The sequence below is a fragment of the Peribacillus muralis genome (assembly GCF_001439925.1).
GTDB lineage: Bacteria > Bacillota > Bacilli > Bacillales > DSM-1321 > Peribacillus > Peribacillus muralis.
Window position 1 is genome coordinate 121,257 of sequence record NZ_LMBV01000004.1, and the last position, 24,777, is coordinate 146,033.

25 protein-coding genes, 1 pseudogene and 2 riboswitches are annotated in these 24,777 nt (G+C 42.1%); of the genes and pseudogenes, 17 read left to right on the forward strand and 9 right to left on the reverse strand.

The features are described from left to right. The first annotated feature begins 204 nt into the window (after positions 1 to 204). Positions 205 to 1,092, forward strand: a complete 888-nt coding sequence (locus tag ASU00_RS07145; protein WP_057912769.1) for an LCP family protein — start codon at positions 205 to 207, stop codon at positions 1,090 to 1,092. Positions 1,093 to 1,241: 149 nt separating this feature from the next. Here the strand turns inward: ASU00_RS07145 and mtnA are convergent, their stop codons facing one another. The 3 genes from mtnA to ASU00_RS07160 all read right to left on the reverse strand — a co-directional run bounded on the left by mtnA (position 1,242) and on the right by ASU00_RS07160 (position 4,591). After that, positions 1,242 to 2,288, reverse strand: a complete 1,047-nt coding sequence (gene mtnA, locus ASU00_RS07150) for an S-methyl-5-thioribose-1-phosphate isomerase (RefSeq protein ID WP_057912770.1) — start codon at positions 2,286 to 2,288, stop codon at positions 1,242 to 1,244. A 14-nt stretch (positions 2,289 to 2,302) separates the two neighbouring features. Further along, a complete protein-coding gene (mtnK, locus tag ASU00_RS07155) occupies positions 2,303 to 3,508 on the reverse strand; it encodes an S-methyl-5-thioribose kinase (protein WP_057912771.1) in 1,206 nt (401 codons plus the stop codon). 75 nt (positions 3,509 to 3,583) lie between these two features. Continuing rightward, a riboswitch (SAM riboswitch) is annotated at positions 3,584 to 3,736 on the reverse strand. A 72-nt stretch (positions 3,737 to 3,808) separates the two neighbouring features. Continuing rightward, on the reverse strand, positions 3,809 to 4,591 hold the full coding sequence (locus ASU00_RS07160) for a carbon-nitrogen family hydrolase (protein ID WP_057912772.1): 783 nt from the start codon (positions 4,589 to 4,591) through the stop codon (positions 3,809 to 3,811). A 100-nt stretch (positions 4,592 to 4,691) separates the two neighbouring features. On the opposite strand from ASU00_RS07160, the gene ASU00_RS07165 reads away from it, so the two are divergent. The 7 genes and pseudogenes from ASU00_RS07165 to ASU00_RS25670 form a co-directional block, all read left to right on the forward strand. Continuing rightward, positions 4,692 to 5,864: a pyridoxal phosphate-dependent aminotransferase gene (locus ASU00_RS07165; RefSeq protein ID WP_057912773.1), complete on the forward strand. Its 1,173-nt coding sequence runs from the start codon at positions 4,692 to 4,694 to the stop codon at positions 5,862 to 5,864. A 115-nt stretch (positions 5,865 to 5,979) separates the two neighbouring features. Then, a riboswitch (SAM riboswitch) is annotated at positions 5,980 to 6,134 on the forward strand. Positions 6,135 to 6,237: 103 nt separating this feature from the next. Beyond that, the gene (gene mtnW / locus ASU00_RS07170; protein ID WP_057912774.1) at positions 6,238 to 7,470 is read left to right on the forward strand and encodes a 2,3-diketo-5-methylthiopentyl-1-phosphate enolase; all 1,233 of its coding nucleotides are present in this window, start codon (positions 6,238 to 6,240) and stop codon (positions 7,468 to 7,470) included. Between the two features lie 5 nt (positions 7,471 to 7,475). Then, positions 7,476 to 8,135, forward strand: a complete 660-nt coding sequence (locus ASU00_RS07175; RefSeq protein ID WP_236712625.1) for a 2-hydroxy-3-keto-5-methylthiopentenyl-1-phosphate phosphatase — start codon at positions 7,476 to 7,478, stop codon at positions 8,133 to 8,135. Further along, positions 8,132 to 8,761: a methylthioribulose 1-phosphate dehydratase gene (locus tag ASU00_RS07180; RefSeq protein ID WP_057912776.1), complete on the forward strand. Its 630-nt coding sequence runs from the start codon at positions 8,132 to 8,134 to the stop codon at positions 8,759 to 8,761. The genes ASU00_RS07175 and ASU00_RS07180 overlap by 4 nt, the downstream gene beginning before the upstream one ends. A gap of 24 nt (positions 8,762 to 8,785) precedes the next feature. Continuing rightward, positions 8,786 to 9,319, forward strand: a complete 534-nt coding sequence (locus ASU00_RS07185) for a cupin domain-containing protein (RefSeq protein ID WP_057912777.1) — start codon at positions 8,786 to 8,788, stop codon at positions 9,317 to 9,319. 842 nt (positions 9,320 to 10,161) lie between these two features. Beyond that, positions 10,162 to 11,088, forward strand: a complete 927-nt coding sequence (locus tag ASU00_RS07190; protein ID WP_057912778.1) for a CobW family GTP-binding protein — start codon at positions 10,162 to 10,164, stop codon at positions 11,086 to 11,088. 65 nt (positions 11,089 to 11,153) lie between these two features. Then, positions 11,154 to 11,315: pseudogene (locus ASU00_RS25670) on the forward strand (DUF2188 domain-containing protein); the annotation flags it as partial. A 43-nt stretch (positions 11,316 to 11,358) separates the two neighbouring features. Here ASU00_RS25670 and ASU00_RS26060 read toward each other — a convergent pair. Continuing rightward, on the reverse strand, positions 11,359 to 11,601 hold the full coding sequence (locus ASU00_RS26060; protein WP_082630208.1) for a DNA alkylation repair protein: 243 nt from the start codon (positions 11,599 to 11,601) through the stop codon (positions 11,359 to 11,361). Between the two features lie 31 nt (positions 11,602 to 11,632). Between ASU00_RS26060 and ASU00_RS07195 the strand changes: the two genes are divergently transcribed. The 6 genes from ASU00_RS07195 (at position 11,633) to ASU00_RS07220 (ending at position 17,253) form a co-directional block, all read left to right on the forward strand. Continuing rightward, a complete protein-coding gene (locus ASU00_RS07195) occupies positions 11,633 to 11,977 on the forward strand; it encodes a hypothetical protein (protein WP_236712626.1) in 345 nt (114 codons plus the stop codon). A 111-nt stretch (positions 11,978 to 12,088) separates the two neighbouring features. Then, positions 12,089 to 13,051, forward strand: a complete 963-nt coding sequence (locus tag ASU00_RS07200) for a YncE family protein (RefSeq protein ID WP_057912780.1) — start codon at positions 12,089 to 12,091, stop codon at positions 13,049 to 13,051. A 5-nt stretch (positions 13,052 to 13,056) separates the two neighbouring features. Further along, positions 13,057 to 13,743, forward strand: coding sequence for a response regulator transcription factor (locus ASU00_RS07205; protein WP_057912781.1), 687 nt, complete (start codon positions 13,057 to 13,059; stop codon positions 13,741 to 13,743). Beyond that, positions 13,740 to 15,155 (forward strand): sensor histidine kinase, encoded by a 1,416-nt coding sequence (locus ASU00_RS07210; RefSeq protein ID WP_057912782.1) that lies wholly within the window; start codon positions 13,740 to 13,742, stop codon positions 15,153 to 15,155. The genes ASU00_RS07205 and ASU00_RS07210 overlap by 4 nt, the downstream gene beginning before the upstream one ends. A gap of 20 nt (positions 15,156 to 15,175) precedes the next feature. Further along, the gene (locus ASU00_RS07215; protein ID WP_057912783.1) at positions 15,176 to 15,613 is read left to right on the forward strand and encodes a FixH family protein; all 438 of its coding nucleotides are present in this window, start codon (positions 15,176 to 15,178) and stop codon (positions 15,611 to 15,613) included. A gap of 914 nt (positions 15,614 to 16,527) precedes the next feature. Then, on the forward strand, positions 16,528 to 17,253 hold the full coding sequence (locus ASU00_RS07220) for a CAP domain-containing protein (RefSeq protein ID WP_057912784.1): 726 nt from the start codon (positions 16,528 to 16,530) through the stop codon (positions 17,251 to 17,253). A gap of 165 nt (positions 17,254 to 17,418) precedes the next feature. Here the strand turns inward: ASU00_RS07220 and ASU00_RS07225 are convergent, their stop codons facing one another. After that, positions 17,419 to 17,886: a hypothetical protein gene (locus tag ASU00_RS07225; RefSeq protein WP_057912785.1), complete on the reverse strand. Its 468-nt coding sequence runs from the start codon at positions 17,884 to 17,886 to the stop codon at positions 17,419 to 17,421. A 159-nt stretch (positions 17,887 to 18,045) separates the two neighbouring features. On the opposite strand from ASU00_RS07225, the gene ASU00_RS07230 reads away from it, so the two are divergent. After that, positions 18,046 to 18,819, forward strand: a complete 774-nt coding sequence (locus tag ASU00_RS07230; RefSeq protein WP_057912786.1) for an SDR family oxidoreductase — start codon at positions 18,046 to 18,048, stop codon at positions 18,817 to 18,819. Positions 18,820 to 18,857: 38 nt separating this feature from the next. Here the strand turns inward: ASU00_RS07230 and ASU00_RS07235 are convergent, their stop codons facing one another. Further along, the gene (locus ASU00_RS07235) at positions 18,858 to 20,213 is read right to left on the reverse strand and encodes an MATE family efflux transporter (protein WP_057912787.1); all 1,356 of its coding nucleotides are present in this window, start codon (positions 20,211 to 20,213) and stop codon (positions 18,858 to 18,860) included. A 693-nt stretch (positions 20,214 to 20,906) separates the two neighbouring features. Further along, on the reverse strand, positions 20,907 to 22,019 hold the full coding sequence (locus tag ASU00_RS07240; protein WP_236712628.1) for a mechanosensitive ion channel family protein: 1,113 nt from the start codon (positions 22,017 to 22,019) through the stop codon (positions 20,907 to 20,909). Between the two features lie 183 nt (positions 22,020 to 22,202). On the opposite strand from ASU00_RS07240, the gene ASU00_RS07245 reads away from it, so the two are divergent. Together ASU00_RS07245 and ASU00_RS24400 are read left to right on the forward strand one after the other, a co-directional pair. After that, entirely contained in the window at positions 22,203 to 23,291 is a 1,089-nt protein-coding gene (locus ASU00_RS07245; RefSeq protein ID WP_330219524.1) for an undecaprenyldiphospho-muramoylpentapeptide beta-N-acetylglucosaminyltransferase, read from the forward strand. 54 nt (positions 23,292 to 23,345) lie between these two features. After that, the gene (locus tag ASU00_RS24400) at positions 23,346 to 23,495 is read left to right on the forward strand and encodes a DUF2639 domain-containing protein (RefSeq protein ID WP_082630189.1); all 150 of its coding nucleotides are present in this window, start codon (positions 23,346 to 23,348) and stop codon (positions 23,493 to 23,495) included. A gap of 46 nt (positions 23,496 to 23,541) precedes the next feature. Here the strand turns inward: ASU00_RS24400 and ASU00_RS07250 are convergent, their stop codons facing one another. Together ASU00_RS07250 and ASU00_RS07255 are read right to left on the reverse strand one after the other, a co-directional pair. Then, positions 23,542 to 24,225, reverse strand: a complete 684-nt coding sequence (locus ASU00_RS07250; protein WP_082630190.1) for an LrgB family protein — start codon at positions 24,223 to 24,225, stop codon at positions 23,542 to 23,544. Then, positions 24,200 to 24,592: a CidA/LrgA family protein gene (locus tag ASU00_RS07255; RefSeq protein ID WP_057912789.1), complete on the reverse strand. Its 393-nt coding sequence runs from the start codon at positions 24,590 to 24,592 to the stop codon at positions 24,200 to 24,202. The genes ASU00_RS07250 and ASU00_RS07255 overlap by 26 nt, the downstream gene beginning before the upstream one ends. Positions 24,593 to 24,777 lie beyond the last annotated feature (185 nt).

Genomic DNA, 24,777 nt, shown 5'->3' on the forward strand with positions numbered 1-24,777 from the left:
TACCGACCTTAAAATAATTGTCTAACTTAGGGAGCCAATTCAATGTAATCCCTTAAAAATCCTTATACGATTGAGACACACACAAGCTTTATTTTAATGCAGAGTTGATTGGAGCAGAAAGGGAGTGACGGAATATTTGTAATTGAATGCATAATAATCCATTAAAAGGTAAAAATAGAATTAATTTTCCGACGAGGTGAGGTAATGAAAGAAAAGGTACTGTACATATATCTAGTGATCATGATACTGGCAGGATGCACCTATGCCCCTTTACCGAAACAAAATGGAAATGCAGGCACGGAAAAAAACTTAACCAATGAAAGAATCCATGACAGCGTGAAGACATTTTTATTAATTGGCGTCGATTCCAGGGGGGAGAAAAAATCCCGATCGGATGCGATCATGTTGGCGAGATACTTTCCTGAACAAGGAAAACTGAAACTTGCTTCAATCATGCGTGACAGCTATGTTAAAATCCCAGGTGATCACCCTCGATACAATAAGATAAATGCAGCCTATTACTATGGCGGAAAGGAATTGCTCAAGAAAACGATCCATGAAAACTTTGGTGTACAAGTCGACCATGTAGCTGTGATAGATTTCCATGGATTTGTAAAAATGGTGGACTTGCTTGCCCCTGAGGGGGTCGTGGTGGATGTCGATCAGAAAATCATAGATGATATGAGCATCCAAGCAAGCATTGGTAAAAATGTATTGCATGGTGAGGAGATATTGAAATATGTCCGCTTTAGGCATGACGATGAAAGTGATTTCGGAAGGGTGGACAGGCAGCAAGAGATATTGCTTCAATTAAAAAACGGATTCATCAATCAAATCTCGTCCTTTGAAGGAGTGGTAGCCCTTCCAAGCATGATCGAACAAGGCCTCTCCTATTTAGATACTGATATTGGGCTGAAAACGATATTGGAAATGGGCCCAAAAGCCGTCTTTCATGCACCGGACACCGTCGAAACGATGAGAATTCCTGTCGAAGGAAGCTTTAAAGATGAAGAATATCCAGAAATCGGGGCTGTGTTGGAGATGGATGATACGAAAAATAAGAAGGCGCTCCAAGAATTCTTTTCAAACTAGCATGGGGGAAGACTCTAACTGATGAAAACCAGCAATCTAGAATGAATTATATAATAAACCTCGTTAGAATAAATAATAAAATATAAAAAAACGAGAATGGATTTGAAATCCATCTCGTTTTTTTAGTCACCATTTAAATGAAAGAAATCTCATTTCACGAAATTTGGGATGTTATGAGCAAAACCTGGTGTAATGATACCGTTTTCGGTGATGATGCTAGTAATGAGATGATGAGGCGTAACGTCAAAGGCAGGATTGAATGTGTTCACGTTTTCCGGGGCGACCCTAACTCCTTGTATGTACGTGATTTCTGCTCCATCTCGTTCTTCAATCGGAATGGATGCACCTGATTCAAGAGTAAGGTCAAATGTGGTTGATGGTGCAGCCACATAAAAAGGAATCCCATAATGCTTCGCTAAGATGGCCAAGCCCAATGTCCCAATTTTATTGGCTGTATCTCCATTAGCGGCAATCCTATCTGCTCCAACTATAATTCCGTTGATTTGTTTCTGCTGAATCGTATGGGCAGCCATATTATCAGAAATTAAGGTGACATCAACCCCCGCTTGCATCAATTCCCACGCTGTCAAACGCGCCCCTTGCAGCACAGGCCTTGTTTCACATGCGTACACTTTCAACGGAAAGTCCCTTTCTTTAGCTAAGTGAAAGGGAGCCAAGGCTGTGCCATACCGCGCAGTGGCAATTCCCCCAGCATTACAATGCGTTAGAAGGGAATCTCCTTTGGAGAAAAGGGATAATCCATGTTCGCCGATTTTCCTGCACATTTCTTCATCTTGGGCAAAGATGGCTTTTGCCTCCAACTCAAGTGCTTCTTTGGCAGTGGCAATGCTTTGGGCCGCCAGCAAAATGTTTTCCATTCTCTTTAGGGCCCAAAACAGATTGACTGCAGTGGGTCGTGAAGAGGCGAGCTTTTCGATATGCCTCTTTACGTTTTTTTTGAATTCCCCTAAATCTGTGGAAGTTTCTTGTTTGGCCCCTAGTGCTACCCCAAATGCTGCAGTCAGTCCAATTGCTGGTGCACCGCGAACTTTCAATGTCAAAATGCTGTCATATACATCATCAACTGAATGAAGTTCAATGAATTCAGTGATGGCAGGAAGGGCTTGTTGATTCAATAATGTGATATGGGAATTATCCCATTGTACGGAATATGGTAAAACTGCTGTGGTCGTCATGTGCAGGTCTCCTTTTATAAAGGGGAATAAGAAGTCAGCGTTTGTTGCTTTACCAATTCAATGACCGCTGGTACATCTAATTCTTCCCGTTTTTTGATTAACGAAGCACCGAGCTTTAATGTGGTCGTTTTGGCCGTGATTTTCGTTTCTTTATCTTGCAAAACATTTAGATCAGCAACATGAGATAGACCGATCGTTCTCCGAATTAGTTCACAGCCGGCAAAGCCGAATGCATCTTTTTTGAATTTTGTCAGTAAATAAGGCAGATAACCTTTCACATGGCGGAATGGACTTTTATTTTGACCTTCCCATAATCCTGTATAAGTTTCTTCAAAGGCATACCAAAATTCATGAAGATGTGTGAAAATCTCTTCTTTCCCAGCTCTATCACGTGTGACAGCCTGAAAGAGGAGGTTGGCGGTGTATTGACCAAGGTCAAAACCAACGGGTCCATAAAAAGCAAATTCCGGATCAATGACTTTTGTTTCTGTTTCACTTGCAAAAATACTTCCTGTATGTAAATCTCCATGAAGCAAGGCTTCCTGCTCGGTTTCAAAGCTTTGTTTCAGCTTAGCCACTTCGAGTATCACTTCTTGGTCATTCCAAATTTTATTGGCGGCATCCGTCAGTTCCACCTCGAAGTCACCCGGCAGCTCCTCAAAAAATGGATCCGTGAAAATAAAGACCTCAGTGATTTTACATAGTTCCGGATTCGTGAAGTGTCGGGCCACTTCTTTTTTCACTGAAGGCTCCAAGTGATAGTCGGAAGTGTAAAATGCCGTCTTCGCGACATACTCTCCAATATGTTGCGAAAGCAATGGAAACGAATCACCATCAATTAATCCACTTCTTACAATCTTCAAGTGTGACAAGTCTTCCATGATCGTGATGGCTAGTCGCTCATCCGAATAATAGACTTGCGGTACGAATTCGGGGCAATAGCTCCGGAAATGGATAAGGGCATTCGCTTCGATGGCAGCTCTTTTTAACGTCAGCGGCCAGCTTTCGCCAAGTACCTTGGCATAAGGGACCGCTTGTTTGATTATAATCCCTTTATTGGTGTCCGTTTCTGTAATATGAAACACATAATTCAAGTTTCCATCGCCGATTTCTTTACAGTTTAAACGAGCAGCTGAATTGATTAACCCAAGTTTTTTTGCAAGGGTTATAGCTGTTTCAGTTGTCAATCTTTTAAAATTCGAATGATTTTGAGTCATCATTTTCCCCTCCACATGCAAAATTAAAATAAAAAAGCCTCTTTCATAGAGAAAGAGGCAGAAGTTTTAGCTTCGGACCTCTCATCTCCCAGAAGTGTTTTCTGGTGGAATTAGCACCGTGCTCTGTGGATTAAGGAATCCGGCGGTGAATCCGCCCCATTTCACAATGGTATTACAGTCGGTTGCTGGGCTTCATAGGGCCTTTATCCCTCAGCCTGCTCTTGATAAGAGTTTATATGTTTTCTGAAATTTTAATCTTCGGGAAAATAATATCAATCTTTCAAATAGTTTGTCAATGGGAAATTAATAATGATCTGGACGGCGATCTTCAAATACCGGTATTTTGTTGCGAGCTTCGGAAATTTTCTTGAAATCCAAGGTGCCTGTCAATACTTCACTTTCCTCTCCAGCTTCACTTACGATATGACCCCAAGGATCAATGATCATCGAGTGACCGGCAAATACATTATTGCTATCCGAGCCTGAGCGATTCACGGCTACAACATAGGCCTGGTTTTCGATGGCGCGGCTGATCAATAAGGCTCTCCAATGATCAAGCCTAGGTTTTGGCCATTCTGCGGTAATGAACAGAACTTCTGCCCCTCGGGCGGTATGGGCACGCTGCCACTCCGGAAAGCGGATGTCATAACAAATGAAACCAGCACATATTTTTTCATCAAGAGTAAATAATCCATCATTCTCGCCTGGCTGCAGGAAGTGGTGTTCATCCATCAATTGAAATAAGTGAAGCTTATCGTACTCTTTAACGAGGTTCCCATCCTTATCGATGATGACCATCGTGTTATAGATGCCTTCTTGCGTTTTTTTTGCGACGGAGCCACCTATGATATGAATTTGGTGCTTGATTGCCATGTTTTTTAAAAATCCAATCGTCTGTTCGGCACCTTCATCAGCAATCTCATTCAATCTAGTCAAGTCGTAGCCCGTCGTCCAAAGCTCTGGTAAAATAACGATATCGGCTTCTTTGCTTACAGCTTTTTCCAACCATTGTTCGGCATGCTGATAATTGATATCTGGTTGTCCGAACGCTATATCCATCTGGATACAAGCTATTTTCCATTTCATTCAATAAAACCCCCATAAGTAAAAAATTGCTTTACAAGACTATAATAAACATATATCATTTGTGACTAGAATTTCAAGAAATTTCAGAGAAGGTGAATAAATGTTGCAATTCGAAAAATCGAAACAGCTTCAGGAACTTCCCAAGCAGTTTTTCGCTTCATTAGTCGCAAAGGTCCATGCAATTACTGCGCTAGGGCATGATGTCATTAACTTAGGCCAAGGAAATCCCGATCAACCGACACCTGAGCATATCGTGAAAAGTTTACAGGGTGCAGCTGAAAAAACGATCAACCATAAATATTCGCCGTTCAGGGGATATCAATATTTAAAAGATGCCGCGGCCACCTTTTACGAACGGGAATACGGCGTCAAGCTTGACCCAAATAGTGAAATAGCCATTCTCTTTGGCGGAAAAGCAGGATTGGTTGAATTGCCTCAATGTTTATTGAATCCAGGTGATACGATTCTCATTCCAGATCCCGGCTATCCGGATTATCTTTCCGGTGTCGTTTTGGCCCAGGCTCAAATTGAACGCATGCCGTTGAAGGAAGAACATGCTTTTCTTCCCAATTACGAAGAGATACATAGAGATGTGCTTGATCAAGCAAAAATGATGTTCTTGAACTATCCGAATAATCCTACAGGCGCATCTGCAAGTGAAGATTTCTTTAATGAAACCGTATCGTATGCCAAAGAGCATTCAATTTGTGTCGTCCATGATTTTGCTTATGGGGCAATCGGCTTCAATGGAAAAAAACCGATTAGCTTTCTCCAGGCAGAGGGGGCGAAGGATATTGGGATAGAAATATATACACTCTCGAAAACTTACAATATGGCAGGATGGAGAGTCGGCTTTGCGGTTGGCAATAAAAGTGTCATTGAAGCTCTTGAACTTTTGCAGGACCACCTTTATGTGAGCCTTTTCCCGGCGATACAGGAGGCAGCTGCGACCGCTTTGCTTGATTCCCAAGAGTGTGTAGAGGAGTTAGTGAAAGTGTATGAGAATCGGAGGAATACTTTCATAAAGGGATTACAAGACATTGGCTGGGAGGTTAAGGCACCGGAAGCATCGTTTTTTGCCTGGCTTAAAATACCACCGGGTTTCACCTCCGAGAGTTTTGCGGATCATTTATTAACCCACGCCCACGTTGCAGTGGCTGCCGGAAATGGATTTGGCGAATTTGGCGAAGGCTACGTCAGGGTCGGGCTTCTGACTTCGGAAGAACGACTGAAAGAGGCTGTCGAGCGGATACGCAAGTTAGATTTGTTTTAACTTTAGTAAAGCCATTAAATAATTTTAAACTTATTGACAAAGTATGGATTACATGACAGAATACAAAATAAATTCTTAATCTTTTGATACTTGAATATAACAATATATCAGCGTTTTCTTATTTTGAGCAGGTGGAGGGACTAGCCCGATGAAGCCCAGCAACCGACCGTAATTCCATTGTAAAATGGGGCGTTATTTATCGCCGGATTTTCTTTTTAATCCACAAGGCACGGTGCTAATTCTTGCAGCCGATTGGCTGGGAGATAAGAAGATGGCTTTTTAAAGCCTCTTCATGATGAAGGGGCTTTTGCCATTTCGAAATGTAAAGGCAATGACCTCGAGAGTTTATTAACGTGTTATAGGAGTGAAACAGATGAGCGAGATAATCGCAACTTATTTAATTCATGATTTTGATGGAAATCATGAGAAAAAAGCAGAAAGCATTGCATTAGGTTTGACTGTGGGAACTTGGACGGACCTGCCCCAATTGGTTCAAAAGCAGCTGGAAAAACATAAGGGACGTGTCGTCTCGGTGACACCATTAGCTGAAGAAGAAAGGGCAAACCGCTACTTTGATCGTAAGGTATATCGTTCATGGATTAAAATTGCTTATCCAGCAGGGAATTTCTCTAACGATTTACCCGCAATCCTCACGACGGTCTTCGGAAAACTGTCTTTGGACGGTGAAATTAAACTGATCGACTTGGATTTTATCGGGGATATTCACAAGGCTTTTCCTGGTCCGCAATTTGGCATTGCAGGCATAAGGGAGAAGATTGACGTATATAATCGACCGTTGGTGATGAGCATTTTTAAAGGTGTGTTAGGACGGGATTTACCGTTTCATAATGAGCAACTGAAGCAACAAGCATTAGGAGGTGTCGATCTTGTAAAAGATGATGAGATTCTCTTCGACCAGGCACAGACTCCATTTATTGATCGAATTAAAACCGGTAAAAGGATCTTGAATGAAGTCTATGAAACGACTGGCCATCGAACCGTTTATGCTGTCAATCTATCAGGGAAAACGTTTGAATTATTGGATAAGGCAGAGCAAGCAGCAGAAGCGGGGGCAGATGCTTTACTGTTCAATGTTCATACATATGGTTTGGATGTATTGCAGGCCTTGAGGGAACATGATCATATTAAGCTACCGATCATGGCACATCCCGCATTTAGCGGAGCTTTGGCGTCTTCGTCCTTTTATGGGATTGGTTATTCCTTATTGCTAGGTAAATTAGTAAGACTTTCGGGTGCAGATTTGTCCTTATTCCCATCCCCTTATGGAAATGTCGCACTTGAAAAAGAGGAGACACTAGCGATTGCAAAGGCTCTGACAAAAGAAGAACATTCGTGGAAAAAAGCCTTCCCGGTTCCTTCAGCAGGTATTCATCCAGGGATGGTCCCCGCCTTGATCAAGGATTTTGGACTGGACAGTGTCATCAATGCCGGAGGCGGAATCCACGGACATCCTGACGGAGCACAGGGCGGGGCCAGAGCTTTCCGTTCTGCTGTGGAAGCTGTTCTTGCCGGAAAGGACTTATCTGAGGCGGCAGCAAATGAAGAAGCTCTCAAAAAAGCGCTGGTGTTATGGGGAGGCCTGTAAGACTGATGAAACCGATCATTTTTTGTGATTTCGACGGAACGATAACGAACACGGACAATATCATCTCCATTATGAAAAAATTCGCTCCCCCTGAATGGGAAAAGTTGAAGGATGACGTACTTCAGCAAAAAATCAGTATATCCTCCGGGGTCGGAGAAATGTTTTCCCTGCTTGATAGTGGCTTGAAGGCGGATATCATCCAATTTGTGAAGGAGACAGCACAAATACGGCCTGGGTTCCGTGATTTCGTAGAGTATGCGAAACAAGCTGGAATTCCTTTATATATCGTAAGCGGAGGCATGGATTTTTTCATTGATCCGCTATTAAATGACATCTTTCCCACAGGTGCTGTCTTTTGTAACAATGCCCACTTTGATAAGCAAAAGATTTATATCGAGTGGCCATATGCTTGTGATGATCAATGCGGTAATGAGTGCGGCTGCTGTAAGCCATCGATTATGAGGCAAATAGCAGGTGCGGATGACTTCACGTATGTGATTGGCGATTCCGTGACTGATTTTGAAGCGGCAAAACAGGCGGGTTTTGTCATAGCCCGTGATATATTGCTCGAGAAATGCATAAGTGAAGGGCTGCCGCATCAGGGGTTTGAAACGTTCTATGATGTATTGGATATTTTAAAGCAGCGTGAGGAGGTAAAAGCGTGAACACCGATACGAAGGAGTGGCGGGAGCTAGCGGAAATCAAAGCAGAACTGGCCGAACGGGATTGGTTTATGGGAACAAGCGGAAACCTTTCAATCCGCGAGACCGATAGTCCAACCTTTTATATTACGGCAAGCGGTAAGGATAAGCGAAAGCAATCTGATTCCGATTTTTTATTGGTGGATTTAAAAGGAAGCCCCGTCGAAGAGACGGAGCTAAGGCCATCAGCTGAAACATTACTTCATACCGTCATTTACGGAAAAACCAAAGCGAATTGCGTGCTTCATGTCCATACAGTCGAAAATAATGTAGTGTCCGAATTGTACGGAGGTGAAGGTTCCGTAACTTTTCGGAATCATGAAATCATTAAAGCGACAGGGAGATGGGATGAGGATTCGGAATTCCAAATTCCAATCATCTATAATCATGCGGACATTCCGCTGTTAGCCGAGAAATTCAATCAGCATGTTCAAGAAGATTCCGGTGCGGTGCTCATTCGCAATCATGGGATCACGGTTTGGGGCAAAAGCGGCCTCGAAGCAAAAAGGATATTGGAAGCTTGTGAATTTTTATTTCAATATCAATTGCTGCTAAAATCACAACGGGCAATTATCCATTCTGTAAGATAAAACTAGATTGAGGAGGAATGAAGGATGGCGACAATTAGATTTCATGAAACAAACGAGGTTATTGAAAACGGTGAACAGGTAAAAAGTTTTTTAGCAACACAAGGGGTAATATATGAACAATGGGATATATCGAAATTACCGGCACATCTAGTCGAAAAATACAATTTAACGGATGCGGATAAGGAGGAAATTCTATCAGCGTTCCAAACGGAGATAACGGAAATTTCCGAAAGAAGAGGGTATAAAGCCAATGATATAATCACCTTATCGGATGCTACCCCGAATTTGGATCAAATGCTAGAAAACTTTAAGCAGGAACACCATCATGAAGATGATGAAGTGCGTTTCATAGCAGGAGGAACGAGTATCTTTGCCATTGAAGGAACCGAAGAACGGTGGTTTGATGTACGGCTTAACCCAGGAGACCTAATTAGCGTACCAGAATCAACAAGACACTATTTCACGTTGGCAGAAGATAGGAAAACGGTTGCTGTCCGGATTTTCGTTACAAAAGCAGGGTGGGTGCCGATTTACGATAAAGATGAAGTTCAAGCATGAACAATCCTGTAAAACCAGCCTATCGGCTGGTTTTATTGTTCTTACTGTCTGAAGCCGCGGTTTAGCTCATTCCTTTGTTTCCATCCGTTTTAGCTTGGCATTTCTGGAGTTCCACTTTTTTAATCTTCCGCGTATGGGCGAATATTGTTTAAAATCATATATACTTTCGTCCCATGGCTAGCAACGGCCGCTTTAAACTATCATTCTTCATTTCTACCTGTTTCAATACCTAAGCTAATTTCACCTGAGTAGGCGTTACATTGTCTTTTTCTTTAAACCAACCTGAATTGCGTTGACGATTGATCCATTTATCCATTATGGAAGTAGTCAGGTCGTACTCTCTAATGATGTCGTTTTACATTTAGATATAGTTGTCATTTATTGTTTAAATCCGTTGGTCAATGTTCGGCTTAACGTATGTTTTCTGAGCCTACTTGACCTTAATATACCTATTTAACTTAGTGTAGACGATTTAAAATATAAACCTCAAAAACTGTGGATTAAAGGAGTCCTTCTAATTGTTAAAACTGAGTGGATTGGAGCGGGTGTGCGACACTCCTGCGGGAAATGCGGTTAAGGGGAGCGCAAGCGCCGAAGAGGATCCCGGACCGCCCGCGGAAAGGGAGCGCCTGTAGTGGAAATCAACGCTAAGTACACCAACACAAAACATCGTTAAAATAGTACACATTCATAAAAAAACTCGATGAAAATCGTATTTTTCTACATTCTAAAACCAGCTTGCGTACTGGTTTTTTTATCTGGTCTTGGCAAGTGCTTATGCAGGATAAGTATGATAAAATTTAACGGAAGTAAATATAATTGGATCATGGGAGCAGATGTGAATGAAAACAACTGAAGTCTACATATTAGGCGGATTTCTCGGCAGCGGGAAAACGACGCTTCTACGAAATATATTAAAACAGGAAAGTGAAGCGGGCAGAAAAGTGGCCGTGCTTTTAAATGAGCTTGGCAGCATATCGGTAGACAGCAGCCTGATTGGAGATGAAGTGCCTCTGAAGGAGCTGTTTGACGGATGCATCTGCTGCACCATTCAAGATAAGCTGGAGGTCCAGCTTCATGAGCTGCTAACCGAAAACGACCTGGATGCCGTTTATATCGAAACGACAGGTGCGGCGCATCCCGTGGAAGTACTCGATGGCATCATGTCCCCGCTTTTCGCTAAAAGGCTGGTGTATAAAGGAATCATAACGGTTGTCGATCTATTGAGGTGGCGCGATAGGGAGGAGTTGTCTCCGCAGCTGCGCCAGTTGCTTGCTGAACAAATTCATCATGCCGATTTCATATTGTTGAATAAAGCGGATCTAGTGAGCGAGATGGAGGCGGCTCAGCTCATTTACTCGATACAAGCACTGAATAGCGATGCCGTCTGTTTATTGACAGAGTATGCAGCAGTGTCCTTGTTGTCGTTACAACAGATGCAAACAAAACGGCATAAGGGACATGAAAAACTTGATGTCCACGATCATCTGCATTTAACGGCTGTCGTTCATACGTTTGAAAGGTCCGTGAACTTAACTGATTTTGAAGATTGGCTTAGGTCCCTTCCGGAAACGGTTTATCGAATGAAAGGATACATTTCCTTTACCCATTCACAATATCCCCACTTATTCCAATACTCCTATGGAATGCCGATGTACATGAATGAAATGATGAAAATGCCATTGAATATCGTCATCATCGGGGAAAAGCTGGACAGGGAGATCATGATCGCTCAGTTGGAAGCTTTGGAAGCGAAAGCGGCCCACTAGATGTTTACCGCCGATTGAAAGAGGGAATTCTAAAACCAGACTTTCTTATCAAGGAGGCGGTATACATGCCATGGAATAAGAACGATTATCCAGATTCAATGAAGAATCTAGATAAAGAGGTCAGGGAAAAGGCAATAGAAATCGCAAATGCATTATTGGATGAAGGATATGAGGATGGGAAAGCCATTCCGATTGCCATAGATCGGGCAAAAAAGTCTGTGGGAAATGATTGAAAAAACGGTCAGACCCATTTAGGGGTCTGACCGTTTTTTATTGTTGCAAGCCAAATGCTGCAAATGTTTTTTCGTCTTCAATTAAACCGCAAGCAGCACATTGTACCCGGACCTCTGGACCATTATAGGCTAGATGGAAAGGTTGAAGAGCATCGTTAGAATATTGTTCAACAATCTCTCCGGATTGTGGGTCCTTTTTAATGGGTGTCGGTATTTGCTGAATGAGATTGAAGCGAGATTTATTTGTCCGGCAATTCGGACAGCGGTATACTTGAGACAGTGTACTCACTCCTTTGTAGGGTTTTTAAAGCATGTACCGTATTAGTAAAATAGTCTTTACAAACTTGACAGGTAATATGTATAAATTAGTAAGGGATGGAAGAGATAATATGAAGGATACAGGTAAGCAGGAAGCATTATTGCAAGCATATTTAAGCATTTGGAATAATCGCAAGGTGACTGATGGAGGAGGAGGGGATGTATTATCGGAACTCATCCGCCGGGAGCTTTTGGATGAAAATGCACATCCGCGTGCCCGCAAGCCTCCACTCGAGAAGTTTTACCTTTGTATTAAACGAGTAATGGAATCATCGCTTTCGGAAGATAAGAAAAACGCTCTCATCATCGTTTATATTGATGAACTGGAAAGACTATGAGTCCGATCCGCAAAAGCTTGTTAGTAAAATTTCTTATCTGCTTCATACTTTTTTCACAATTCATTGTTAAAATTTCCAAAAATAGATATTTCATGAATAAGGAGCTTACATATGAAATGGGGCATTAATCTTTTGCTTATCGTCTTATTTCTTACTGGATGTAACTTAAGCCATCCATACACTAAAATAGACAAAGATGAAGCTTTTTTAGCGACAGTCAATATCAAGGACACCTCGCTGACCTTCTTGGACGAAAACTATCACCCTTTTGCCGAATGGGATATTGCCGAACCGTTCACCGGAGCCCTGCTTTTGGCAGATAAAGACACGATCCTCCTTTACGGAAAGGAGATGGAGAACGTCCAGGTATTCTCATTATCAGCTGGAAAGCGGATAAAGAGCTGGAAAACCGGCAAAGGAATCGTCAATATGCAGCTGCTGAACGATGGAAAAAGTATCGTCGCCGTCAATCAATCTGACCACTCGATATATTTTTTGAATGATGAAGGAGAAAAGCAGGAAATCGTCAAGGTTGGCAAAAGCCCATTGACCGTTCTTGAAGGGCAGAAAGCAAACCGTTTGTATGTCATCAACTTTGGTGATACGAAATGTACCGTGATCAACCTCGGAACGAAAAAGGTCGATTTTGAATTTTCGATACATAGCTCGAGTACGGGCACATTATTAAGGGAAGAAAAAGATGAAATCTGGATAGGTGGCCACGGTGACGGGGACCACGTGGAAGAAGACCTGTACATATATTCGGCAAAAACAGGAAAATTGAAGGAAAAGCTGAAGGCACCCACCATGCCGATAAAGTTCCTGGAGAGTGACGAAGGCATTTATGTCCTAAGCCATGGAACAAGCTCCTTATATAAATTGAATAAGCAATATGAGGAAGTGGAAAGGAAAGTGGTTGGCGTCAACCCTTTCGAAATGGCGAACTTTAAGAAAGACGTGGTTGTAGCAGGGTATGATAGTGATGAAATTTATGTGATGGATGCCAATACAGTCGATGTTAAACAAACGATTAAAGTAGGCGAAGGACCATTTCAATTGTTGTTGAGGGAGTAGATGACATGCATGTTTACACCATTTTAGTCGTAGATGATGAAGAGGATATGCGCAATCTAGTCGAAATGTATTTATTGAACTCAGGATATCGATGCATTCAGGCTGAAAATGGAAAAGAAGCCATCAGCAAGGTTGAAACACAGGAAGTCGATTTGGTTTTATTAGATATTATGATGCCGGGAATGGACGGCTTCTCCGTTTGTGAAGAAATCCGGGAAAAGTGGGATATCCCAGTGATATTTGTCAGTGCGAAAGGTGAGGAATGGGATAAAGTGAAGGGGTTGAAGCTCGGAGGAGACGATTACATCGTTAAACCGTTCAATCCAGGTGAATTGGTCGCGAGAGTTGAAGCTGTATTACGAAGGACAGGGAAATTGTCCATGAAAGAAGGAAATCAAAGTTATGTCCGATTCGGAAAAATCAGCTTGAACATTCCGTCGAGGACGGTTTTGGTGCAAGGATCGCCAATCAACCTAACCTTGAAAGAGTTCGAATTGCTTTTATTCCTTATGCGGCATAAAGGGCAGGCACTCAGCCGGGAGCAACTCCTTGAAAATGTTTGGGGCGGGGAATATGGAGGATCCTTACGTACGGTGGATACCCATATTAAAACGCTGCGGATGAAATTAAGGACGGCCGACTATATTCAAACCGTCTGGGGAATCGGCTATAAGATTGAGGAAAAGAAATGAATTATAATTGGAAATCGCTCACCTTTAAGCTATGGCTGACCATCATCACGGCCATCATCCTGTCGGTTCTGTTCGCATACTCCCTTTCACAATATTATTATAAAAATCTGTATGTGGAGAAGCTTAAAACAGATTTGGTACATGAAGCCTCATTGCTTGGGGCCGATTATTCCGGTGGCGAAATCAGCGATGACTTCAAGGAAAAGGTGGAATGGTTCAATAGTAAGAACGAAAGCGAGGTCTTTGTCGTCAACAATCCAAGGGAATTGAGTGCCTGCCTCCCATTTGAAATCAATTATGACACGCTCATTTCCGAAGAAGAAAGGCAAATGCTTCTACATGGAAAAGCGGTCGAAAAAGAGGGGTATGAAAAAAGGTTTGAAAAGAACATCGTAGCGGCAATCATTCCCTTAATTGATGACGACCGCCTTGAGGGTATCATCTATACATATATTCCAGTGAATTCGATTACGGACTTACTGAAGGAATTTGCTGTGAAATGGCTCGCGGCAATTCTGTTATTCCTGATTATCGCGATTTTTTTTACAACGAAATGGTTGAAGAAGCTGATTAGTCCGATAAAGGAAATCGAGTCTGCTGCCCATCGGGTCTCGGAAGGGGATTATGACATTCAGCTTCAAGTGAAGAGTCATGATGAAATCGGCAAGCTCGCACAAGCCTTTAATGATATGGCCAATTCCATCCATTTGGAAGAAGAGAGAAAAAAAGAGTTTCTTGAAAATGTTGCCCATGAGCTCCGAACGCCGCTTAGTTACGTCAAGGGATACACGCACGCCATATTGGATGGGGTCGTGAAGAATGAAGAAGAGGAACGGAAATACCTTCAGCTCATTTCAAGGGAAGCACTAAGACTGCAGCGGATTGTAGGGGATTTGATGGACCTATCGAAAGTCGATGGCGACTCATTCCATTTATGCAAAACCCCGATAGCATTTGCCCAATTCATTGAAGATGTCCTCGCTAAATACGAACCGATCATAAAAGAGAAGCAATTGGACTTGATATTTGAGCTGGATCCGGACCCGATTATATATGGAGATGAAGGAAGGATGGAGCAAATCCTGCATAACCTTATCGATAATGCGATTCAATATACGAATCCAGGTGGATCCATCACTATTACCCTCATTCAGCAGAATGAACAATGCGAGCTATCGGTTTCTGATACTGGCTCCGGAATTCCAAAAGCAGATCTGCCATATGTAATGAATCGTTTTTATCGGGTGAACAAAGCACGCAGCCGTTTTGATGGCGGGTCAGGGCTTGGGCTTTCGATAGTTAAAAAAATGGTGGAATGGCAGCATGGCAAAATTGAAATCCAAAGCAAGGAAAAAACCGGGACAAAGGTCAAAATCACACTTCCGACAATAAAAGAAGAGTGGACTTCATAAAAAAAGGGGATACGTTCAAGATGAAAAAACTCATGTTATTTTGCACGATGTTCATTATGTTGGCCGGCTGTGGCAAGGAAGAGGAAATTCCACAAATATTAAATGTCGACTTAGCTGTCGATCCGATTCAGGGCGAAGTGAAGGAGCCTGTGAAGTTTCGGGCTAAAGTGACGTATGGGGATGAAAAGGTGAAAGATGCGGATGATGTCAGTTTTGAAATTTGGTTGGCAAATAGTGAAGATCATGACAAAGTTGCGGCCAAACATAAAGGAAACGGCATTTATGAAATCGAAAAAACCTTTGATGAAGAAGGCACCTATTATGTATATGCCCACGTAACGGCAAGGGATATGCATAGCATGCCCAAGGAAGAATTCGTCATCGGCAAACCAACTCCTCCTGAACAAAATGACGGAAAAAAGGAAATGGACGAGATGAATGATGAAGATATGAATTGAAACGGCAATTACTACCATAAAGGCATCGGAATGGTTTTTCTTCCGAAGCCTTTTTTCATTTTTCAATTGGATTGTGGCAGTCATACGAACTTCATCGGACACCAAGATCACTTGCTCAACCGGTGTCGAGTTACCTCCCTAGTCAAATTAATAGCCAATAACAGGATTAGTTACACCTTTAAACATTTAGCTTCTTCTGAAAGCTATATATGAAGGAAAAGCTTTGACCTGTTTTCACGCATAATGGAACGAGCTAAGTATAAATCCTCCAATACTATAAGAAATCGAATTTCAATCTAATGTTAAAACTGAATGGTATGGAACGAACATTGTACTAATCAAAAAACCATAGGCAATGGAGAATCTATCTTTGTTCTCACGCAAAGTGAATGGAGCAAGTGTGCGAGACTCCTGCTTAGGAAACGAGTATCCGCAAAACCTGAGGAGGATCACGGACCGCCTCTGGCTATGCGAGCTCATGCAGTGGAAAGCAAAGGTCAATGACAATCCGATGCTTTTTATTTAAAAATACTCATGTTAAAACTCGTTTTCCTATTTAAGGAAAATGAGAAGCGGTATCGAAAAATTTGTAACATAACAGTAAAGAAAGTCATACTATTTTGCTTGAAAATGATATGTCAATTAAAAGTTATTAGTATTCAATGGAAATGGTTCTATGTAACTACCATTGACAAGGAATGTCTGGAAAAATATGAGTATATATACTACTAATCAAAACATAGATAGATTAAGCCTTTTCGCTTGCTTTCTCTGAAATGTGGATAAAAATCTTTTCTCGTTCGTAACCTGTAAACCGTCTGGGAATTCATGGGGCATATATTACAAAAAATGCATGTTATGATAATTCCAGAAGCAAGAACAACAAAAAACGAACATCACAGGAGGAAATACGAATGAAAAAGAAAATGATCATGTCAGCAGCAGCCGCTGCAGCAATTATATTCACAGGAGTAGGAGCTAACCAAGCGGAAGCAGCTAACTGTGATACGGTTAAACAAGTAACATATAAATCTATGAATCAAGAAGATATGCAAAAGGTCCTTGACCAATATCTAGCTAAGTATAATATCACACTACCTGCTGCTAAAGTACAAGCACAAGAAAAACCAGTACAAAAACCAGTACAAAAGCCAGTACAAAAGCCAGTACAAAAACCTAATCAAAATGGAACGACTAACCAAGCAAAACCAGACGCTAAACCAGAAAATCCTACTAATGAGAAAACTGAAACAAACTCTGAATTAAGTGCTTTTGAACAACAAGTGGTTAAATTAACGAACGCAGAGCGTGCAAAACAAGGCTTGTCTGCTCTTAAAGTCGACAATGAGTTAAGCAAAGTTGCTCGTATCAAGTCTCAAGACATGAAAGATAAAAACTACTTTGATCACAATAGCCCAACTTACGGCTCACCTTTCGATATGATGAAACAGTTCGGAATCAGCTATAAATCAGCTGGAGAAAACATCGCACAAGGTCAAAAAACACCAGAAGAAGTGGTACAAGCTTGGATGAACAGCCAAGGACACCGTGAAAACATCATGAACTCTAGCTTTACTCACATTGGAGTAGGTTATGTAGAATCTGGTAACTACTGGACTCAACAATTCATCGGAAAATAATAGAGCGTAGGTTAATATAAGAGCACACCCCTTAGAAATGGGGTGTGCTTTTTTTTGAATCGATATCTATTGGTTTTCAATATGATCGTGCTTTCAGTTAGTCGGATGGAACGAAGATGGCACGAAAGCGCAGGAACCGCACCCACTCCTAAGTGTGCTCCCAAATCAAATATCGGATACATCAATTTCGGAATACTGGGTATTAAAGCTTTTTTGAAGGCGGATTTCCAATGTCGATTCTTTAAATTGGGCCGATGCCCCTTTTTTCTTCACAGGTGCTGGCAGCGTGATGACGTGTCGATCGGAGGCTTCCGGAATCCCCTCGATGATCGATTGGTTAGAGGTATGGTAAAGTTTCATTTTCTTTAGCCAAGATTCATCAACAATTGGAATCCTTACAAATACATATAAATGGGTCTCGAATACATCAGCATGCATTGGATGCTCTGTTCGGGCAGGTTCTTTTTTTGAGCCAAAATCATTATTGTTCATCATGCCTTGCATATTGTCAGGGATTACTTGTGAAAACATCTTTTCGATGAACGATTGCACATCGCTTTGCTGCATATTTTTCATGAAGTCCTTTTGGTTCGGGTTGTTCTTAAAAGAAAAAAGTGAATTCCAGGGAAACATGTTGAATTCCTCTCTCCTGCTTATGGACTGACAGGTTTATTTATTGCATTTTATGCAGTCAATAGCCTAGAGGTTCATTCAAACAATTACTAAATTATAGAAATTGGGCAAAACTTATGTATAATTAAGTAAAATCCTTTAGACAAAGAGGGATGGCCTGTGGATGAAAAAGTAGCTTTTATTACGGGAGGCGCAACGGGAATCGGCAAAAGAGTGGCATTTTCACTAGCGGAAAAAGGAATGTCCATCATCATTACTTATCGAAACAGTCACAAGGCCGCTTTAGCCTTGGTGGATGATTTACGTAAAACACACCAAGTAAAGGCGCTCGCGATTCAAGGTGATGCTGCAAGTGAGGAAGATTGCCGTGATATCATGGAGAAGGTGATTGCGAGCTTTGGCCATGTTGATATCTTCGTTCATAACGCAGGGCCTTATATGCATGACCGGAAACCGATGAATGAATACAGCAGCGAAGAATGGAAATATATTATCGACGGTAATTTAAATGGATTTTTCTATCTTGCGAAGGACCTTATTCCTCACATGCGCAGAAGAGGCTGGGGAAGAGTCATTACACTTGGTTTTGAACGTTGTGAAACCGCACCGGGTTGGATTTACCGCTCTGCATATGCTGCAGCAAAGAGTGGATTGACCTCCTTAACGAGAACATTGGCTGCGGAAGAAGCCGCATTTGGAATCACCGTGAATATGGTCTGTCCTGGCGATATCATCGGTGAATGGAAGGAGCAAGAGATCAAGGTTGCGAAAGAGAAAAAGGATCGTACGGTGCCAATTGGCAGACCGGGTACAGGGGAGGATATAGCCAGGGTCATCTCGTTCCTATGTGATCAGAAATCCGATTTCATCACCGGAAGCATCATACCGGTTACTGGCGGAAAGGATGTCCTCGGGAAAATATCTTCAGTGTGAAAAAATGCGTGAGGCGGGTAATCCAGCCTCACGCATTTTCATGCCATTTTTTTATATTTTACTTGCTGGATAAACCTTAATCGAGCCGCTAATCCAATTGCTCCCAAAGCCAAACCGGATATTAAGCCGATCCAATATCCAAAGGCGCCCATATCGGTAAACTTGGCAAAGATATAGCCTATTGGAAGCCCAAGAATCCAGTACGACAAAAGGGACATCGCAAAGGTGACATTCACATCCTTATATCCACGCAATATGCCTTGAATCGGTGCCTGGAGGGCATCAGAAATCTGAAAGAAGATCGCAAATATTAAGAAATGAGATGTCAACAACATGACCGCATGATCTTTTGTATAAGCAGAGGCAACAGGTTCCCGGAAGAAAAATAGGATCGCCGATAATACGAGTGACATCATCAATGCGAGCGTAATGCCAATCAAGCTGTATTCCTTGGCATCTCTATAGCGGGCTGCACCGATTTCAAAGCCGATGACAATCGTCAATGCCATAGACATGCTGAGCGGCATCATATAGAGCAGGGACGCAAAATTCATCGCAATCTGATGTGAAGCTATTGTGACGGTATCATACTTGCTCATCAATAAGGTAACGGCTGAGAATATGCTTGTTTCAAAAAAGATGGCCAATCCGATTGGGACCCCAATCGATAATAAGGCGCGCCATTCTTTCAAGGAAACCCGGAAAAATTCACGAAAGACGTCATAAGTGGAAAAAGGGTTGATTTTCACCACCACAAGGATGGCAACAAGGGCAATGATCCAATACGTAATGGCCGTGGCATACCCGGAACCGACGCCACCAAGTTCAGGAAATCCGAACTTTCCATATATGAACAGATAATTGAATAGGACGTTTATCGGAAGTGCACCCAATGTGATCATCATGGAAATCCTAGTCTGGCCCAATGCATCTATGAAGGCCCTCAATGCGTTATAAACGAATAGAGGAATGATTCCGAGAGAAAGGGCTATTAAATAATCATGGGCAACCCGATGAACATTATCTTCCAGATTCATGGCATTCAAAATTGGATTCAAAGAAAACGCTCCGACAAGTAAAATGACCAAAGCTAAAGAGATTGCTAGATAAACGGCCTGCATGACGGAATAGGAAACGGATTTGAACTTTCCGGAACCTATTAGCTGTGAAACGACAGGCGTCAAAGCGATCAATATCCCGCTGAGGCCGGTGTAGACCGGGGTCCAAAGGGAGCTGCCGATCGACACGCCGGCAACGTCTTGCGTGCTGTACTGCCCAGACATCATCACATCAAAAAATGTCATGGCATACATGCTGAGTTGAGTGATCAGGATGGGAATTAATATATAAAATAATAGGCGGATCTTTTGTGATTTCGTATAAGTCTGTTTCATCGATGTACCTCTATATCCAGATTTGAAATTGTAAACACAATGAAAAGATTATATCACATAATGGTGTGATGTTTTTAAGTTTATTTAGCAATAAAAAGACTTGCCGATTTAGGGCAAGCCTCTGAATGTATTTTAAAACCTGACTGCTTCATTGCACTGTAGGCACTTAGCTTTCCGCAGGCGGTCGGTGAGCCTGCGGTGTCTCACGTAGACACGCATTTCCCGCAGGAGTGTCGCACCTTCCGTTCCATTCCACTGTGCGTGAAGACAAACATTTCCTATAGTCTTGACGATTTGTAAAATGAACGTTACATTGCACTGCAGGCGCTCCCTTATCCAGAGGCGGTCGGTGAGCCTCCTCGGCTTTCAGCCTGCGGGGCCTCACGTAGACACGCATTTCCCGCAGGAGTGTCGTTGCCTTGCGTTCCATTCCACTATGCGTACCTACGTATATGGAACTCCCATTGCCCATCGAAATAGATAATTGGAACATCGAGCGTTTCTGCCTATCCATAAGTGGTCGGGGATTCTGCAGGAGTCCCGCACACTTGCTCGAATTCGCTCAGTTAAATTATTTAGTGAGTACAATTCATTCAGAGACAGTAATGGAAAAGCCAAAAGGTTCCGGAATGAGACTTCCGAAACCTTTTGGCTTATAAGCTGCGACTTGCCAATTGAGGGCAAGTCTGTTTGTTAGTCGCGCATAGATTCAAAATCGTTCATCGCTTCCACGTTTGAGTCTTTTTGGAGAATGAAGGCTTGGGAAGGAATGGCGATTTGGACATCTGCCTGTTCGAGTATCTCCATTATTTTGAAGTTCACATCTTCCTTGATGGATAAGTATCCTCCAAAGTCAGTTGCGTTAGTGAAGAAATAAAGATAGAGATTGAAACCGGAATGACTGAATTCATCAAATTTAACGAGAATCGTTTCCGGATGTACTTCTTTGTGATCGATTAACATCGCCTCAATATCTTTTATGACATTTTCGAGCTTTTCCTTTGGGGTTGTGACGTTCACACCCAAATGGAAGGCGATTTGGCGTTTACCCATCTTGGACCAGTTGATGATCGGTTCATTCGAGAGGGTAGCGTTCGGTACGGTTACCAGTGCCTGTGCAAATGTCCGCACTTTTGTGCTTCGGAACGTGATGTCTTCGATTGTGCCCTCCACACTTGGAGTTTTGATCCAATCTCCTATGGTGAATGGCTTCTCGGTAACGATGACGATTCCTCCGAAGAAATTGCTGACGGTATCTTTGGCAGCAAGAGCGAAGGCTAATCCGCCCAAGCCAAGCCCTGCAACGAATCCGTCGACATTAAATCCCCATTCCTCGGCAATGATGGATGCACCGAAAGCGATGATGATCAATTTAATGATTTTTGTGAAAAACGGCAAAACAATTTGGTCAACTTCAAGGCCAAATTTACTAACAAGCTTCGGAAACAAGAGGGTCATGATCGAACTGATATTGAACGTCGTCCAAAAGAATAGAAAAACAAAAAACGATCTATAAATTTTTGATTTGAGTTCATCCGATGGAGAGTCAATCGGAAAATAGTGCAAGGAAATAATGACGCCTATCAATACAATAAGCCATCTTACCGGCCTTTCCAAAGCGAGCATAAGGTTGGCTGCAAATTGAATTTTTTGTTTTTCGGCAATCCGAAGAAAGAATTTGAATATATATGTAGTAAATACTTTCCGAAGCAGAAGAAAGATTAGAAAAATCCCGATTGAAATTCCTAATTCGGTCCAGGCCTCGATTCCATCGAATTGATGGAGAGATTGAGAAACTTCTTGCAATGTATTACTCCTCCAATGTATCTTGTAGTATTGTAGAATACTAAGATTATAATATATCCACAGTGAAAAAGGAAAAATTATCGATGATTAAGGGAAGTGCGCTTCACTTAAATACTTTTTCAAGTTATTAATGGCAAGGATATATGGTAATATGGATGCAAAGTGATTTTTTAAGTTTGGAAGGTGGAAATATTGACTAAGAAAATAGTGTTTACCGGAGGCGGTTCTGCCGGTCATGTATCTGTTAATGCAGCAATCATCCCTGAATTTCTCAAGCAGGATTGGGATGTTACTTATATTGGATCAAAAAAAGGCATCGAAAAAAATATTATCGAAAAGGAATTTCCCGAGGTCCGTTATGAGACGATTTCTGTAGGGAAATTCCGTCGTTACCTTTCCATTGAAAATATGAAAGATCCGTTCAGGGTCATTAAAGGGATTTTTGATGCGCGAAAAATTTTAAAAAAGGAAAAGCCCGATTTCATTTTCTCTAAAGGTGGATTCGTTTCCGTTCCAGTCGTTTTGGCAGGGAGGATGCTGAGGATTCCGATTGCGATACATGAATCGGATTATACTCCTGGTCTGGCGAACAAGATTGCAATGCCACTCGCATCAAAAATTTTCACGACCTTCCAGGAAACCGAAAAAGGCCTTCCCCAAGATAAGGCGATGTATCTTGGGGCCGTATTGCGAGATGGGATTTTCAAGGGAAATGCTTCTGCTGGAAAGGCATTCTGCGGGTTTACAAGCAAAAAACCGGTGTTGCTCGTTATGGGCGGAAGCCTTGGGGCAGTGAAAATCAATAACCTGATCACTGATAATCTTGATGCTTTATTAGAGGAGTACCAGATCATTCACATTTGTGGAAAAGGACATGTAAAACCGGAATTGAAACAACCGGGATACGCTCCGTTCGAATTCGTACATGAGGAGTTATTCGACCTTTTGGCGGCTGCAGATGTCGTTGTGTCAAGGGCGGGTTCCAATTCAATCTTTGAATTCCTTGGTTTGCAAAAGCCGATGTTACTTATCCCTCTAAGTGCCAATGCATCACGCGGAGATCAAATCCTTAATGCATCCAGCTTTGAAAAGCAAGGGTTTTGTAAAGTCATCCAAGAAGAAGAATTAAATGATCGGATATTCAAAGACACATTAGCAGACTTGGTCGATCAATCGGATGTATATCAAGAGAAAATGCGTCAAAAACGGCCATTCAAGACCGCTAAGGAAATGTATGATTTACTATTGGAAGTCATGACAGCCAAAAAATAAGTATCATTCCTCTCCTTGAAGCATATCTTTTTCTTTAACAGAGGAGGGGGCAGTATGGCTTATGAATATTCCAAGGGGTGGTTCATCCAGCAATTAAAAGCCGGAGGGATTAGCTATCACCCAATAGAGAAAAAGAAGCTCGAACTGTACAAAACTTTTGTACTAAGACGTTTATACGAAGACTTGAAAAAAGGTCAATCATAAAAGAACCGCAACGTCATAGGCGTTGCGGTTCTTGCTATTCTTGCAATTACAGGAAATGACTGATGAAGGGAAAGAAGCAGGAAATCAGGATACCTGCAATCGCCATGGCCGCACCTGCGACAGCTCCGGTAAACTCGCTTTCCTGAGCCGCTTGAGCCGTTCCAAGTCCATGGGCGATGGTTCCATATGCGATGCCGCGGGCAAAGGGCAACGTAATGTTCAATTTATCCATCATTTTCGGGGCGATCATCGTTCCGAGCACACCCGTCAAGATAACGAAAGCTGCTGAAATATTGGAATCACCACCATAAAGCTCGGTGATTTCTACCGCTATTGGTACGGTAATCGACTTAACCGCCAATCCTTGAAGGATGAATGGCGGAAGTGAAAAGGCAAGTGCAATGGTGAAGGCAATGATCAAGGTGACCATAAGGCCCAAGATCATGCCGCTTATCGCCGGTAGGGCATGTTTAACGATTATCTTTCTATTTTTATATAGCGGTACAGCCAAGGCAACGGTGGCAGGACCTAGGAAATAAGTGATGATATTTTTTCCTGGTGTATAATCTTCAAAGTTTAAACCGCTGGCAAGTAAGATGAGAATGATTGTGATTGTGCTGAAAAATACAGGTGTGGTAAAGGGTGATGGATATTTGGCATATATTTTCCTTCCAATGATATAGGCTATGATGGTTAGTAAGATGCTATAAGTTGTGATGAGCGCTGTCATGCTGCTTAACCTCACCTCGATGGGATAACTTTTGAACGGTCCAAGCTGAAACGATGAATCCAAAAATCAAGCTGACTCCCAAGGAAAGCGCCAACCCTAGGCCAAATTCAATGAAAAGCCATCCCATCGTCATTAAACTGATCGTTATCGGAATGAAGAAAAAGGCGAGGTGCTTCACTAAAAATCCAGAAGCCAGTTCGATCCACTCGACTTTTAGGACCTTCGTTTGTAACAGAATGAATAATACAATCATGCCGATGACATTGCCTGGAATCGGTAAATGAAGTATGTCAGCTAAATAATAGCCGAGCTTGCAAATGATTAGCAGCAGGATAAGCTGCCCAGTAAAAGCCAATAATTTTTTCATGAGTAAATCCTTTCAATGGCGCTTTGAATAGATATTGTAGAATTAGTCAATTGTATTCATTATAAAAAAATATCGCTAAAAAGAATAGGGAAATGCAATATTCTTTTCAGTGTAGCCGTTGTAAACGGGAAAAAGAGCTTTCCAGTTTTGGAAGCCCCCGCCCATTATATGAAAAGATAAGAAAA

What these genes read in the sequence shown, in the direction of transcription:
- ASU00_RS07145 (WP_057912769.1), top strand. Translation starts at nt 205, where the DNA reads ATGAAAGAAAAGGTACTGTACATATATCTAGTGATCATGATACTGGCA.
- mtnA (WP_057912770.1), bottom strand. Translation starts at nt 2,288, where the DNA reads ATGACGACCACAGCAGTTTTACCATATTCCGTACAATGGGATAATTCC.
- mtnK (WP_057912771.1), bottom strand. Translation starts at nt 3,508, where the DNA reads ATGATGACTCAAAATCATTCGAATTTTAAAAGATTGACAACTGAAACA.
- ASU00_RS07160 (WP_057912772.1), bottom strand. Translation starts at nt 4,591, where the DNA reads ATGAAATGGAAAATAGCTTGTATCCAGATGGATATAGCGTTCGGACAA.
- ASU00_RS07165 (WP_057912773.1), top strand. Translation starts at nt 4,692, where the DNA reads ATGTTGCAATTCGAAAAATCGAAACAGCTTCAGGAACTTCCCAAGCAG.
- mtnW (WP_057912774.1), top strand. Translation starts at nt 6,238, where the DNA reads ATGAGCGAGATAATCGCAACTTATTTAATTCATGATTTTGATGGAAAT.
- ASU00_RS07175 (WP_236712625.1), top strand. Translation starts at nt 7,476, where the DNA reads ATGAAACCGATCATTTTTTGTGATTTCGACGGAACGATAACGAACACG.
- ASU00_RS07185 (WP_057912777.1), top strand. Translation starts at nt 8,786, where the DNA reads ATGGCGACAATTAGATTTCATGAAACAAACGAGGTTATTGAAAACGGT.
- ASU00_RS07190 (WP_057912778.1), top strand. Translation starts at nt 10,162, where the DNA reads ATGAAAACAACTGAAGTCTACATATTAGGCGGATTTCTCGGCAGCGGG.
- ASU00_RS07195 (WP_236712626.1), top strand. Translation starts at nt 11,633, where the DNA reads ATGTACCGTATTAGTAAAATAGTCTTTACAAACTTGACAGGTAATATG.
- ASU00_RS07200 (WP_057912780.1), top strand. Translation starts at nt 12,089, where the DNA reads ATGAAATGGGGCATTAATCTTTTGCTTATCGTCTTATTTCTTACTGGA.
- ASU00_RS07205 (WP_057912781.1), top strand. Translation starts at nt 13,057, where the DNA reads ATGCATGTTTACACCATTTTAGTCGTAGATGATGAAGAGGATATGCGC.
- ASU00_RS07210 (WP_057912782.1), top strand. Translation starts at nt 13,740, where the DNA reads ATGAATTATAATTGGAAATCGCTCACCTTTAAGCTATGGCTGACCATC.
- ASU00_RS07215 (WP_057912783.1), top strand. Translation starts at nt 15,176, where the DNA reads ATGAAAAAACTCATGTTATTTTGCACGATGTTCATTATGTTGGCCGGC.
- ASU00_RS07220 (WP_057912784.1), top strand. Translation starts at nt 16,528, where the DNA reads ATGAAAAAGAAAATGATCATGTCAGCAGCAGCCGCTGCAGCAATTATA.
- ASU00_RS07225 (WP_057912785.1), bottom strand. Translation starts at nt 17,886, where the DNA reads ATGTTTCCCTGGAATTCACTTTTTTCTTTTAAGAACAACCCGAACCAA.
- ASU00_RS07235 (WP_057912787.1), bottom strand. Translation starts at nt 20,213, where the DNA reads ATGAAACAGACTTATACGAAATCACAAAAGATCCGCCTATTATTTTAT.
- ASU00_RS24400 (WP_082630189.1), top strand. Translation starts at nt 23,346, where the DNA reads ATGGCTTATGAATATTCCAAGGGGTGGTTCATCCAGCAATTAAAAGCC.
- ASU00_RS07250 (WP_082630190.1), bottom strand. Translation starts at nt 24,225, where the DNA reads ATGACAGCGCTCATCACAACTTATAGCATCTTACTAACCATCATAGCC.
- ASU00_RS07255 (WP_057912789.1), bottom strand. Translation starts at nt 24,592, where the DNA reads ATGAAAAAATTATTGGCTTTTACTGGGCAGCTTATCCTGCTGCTAATC.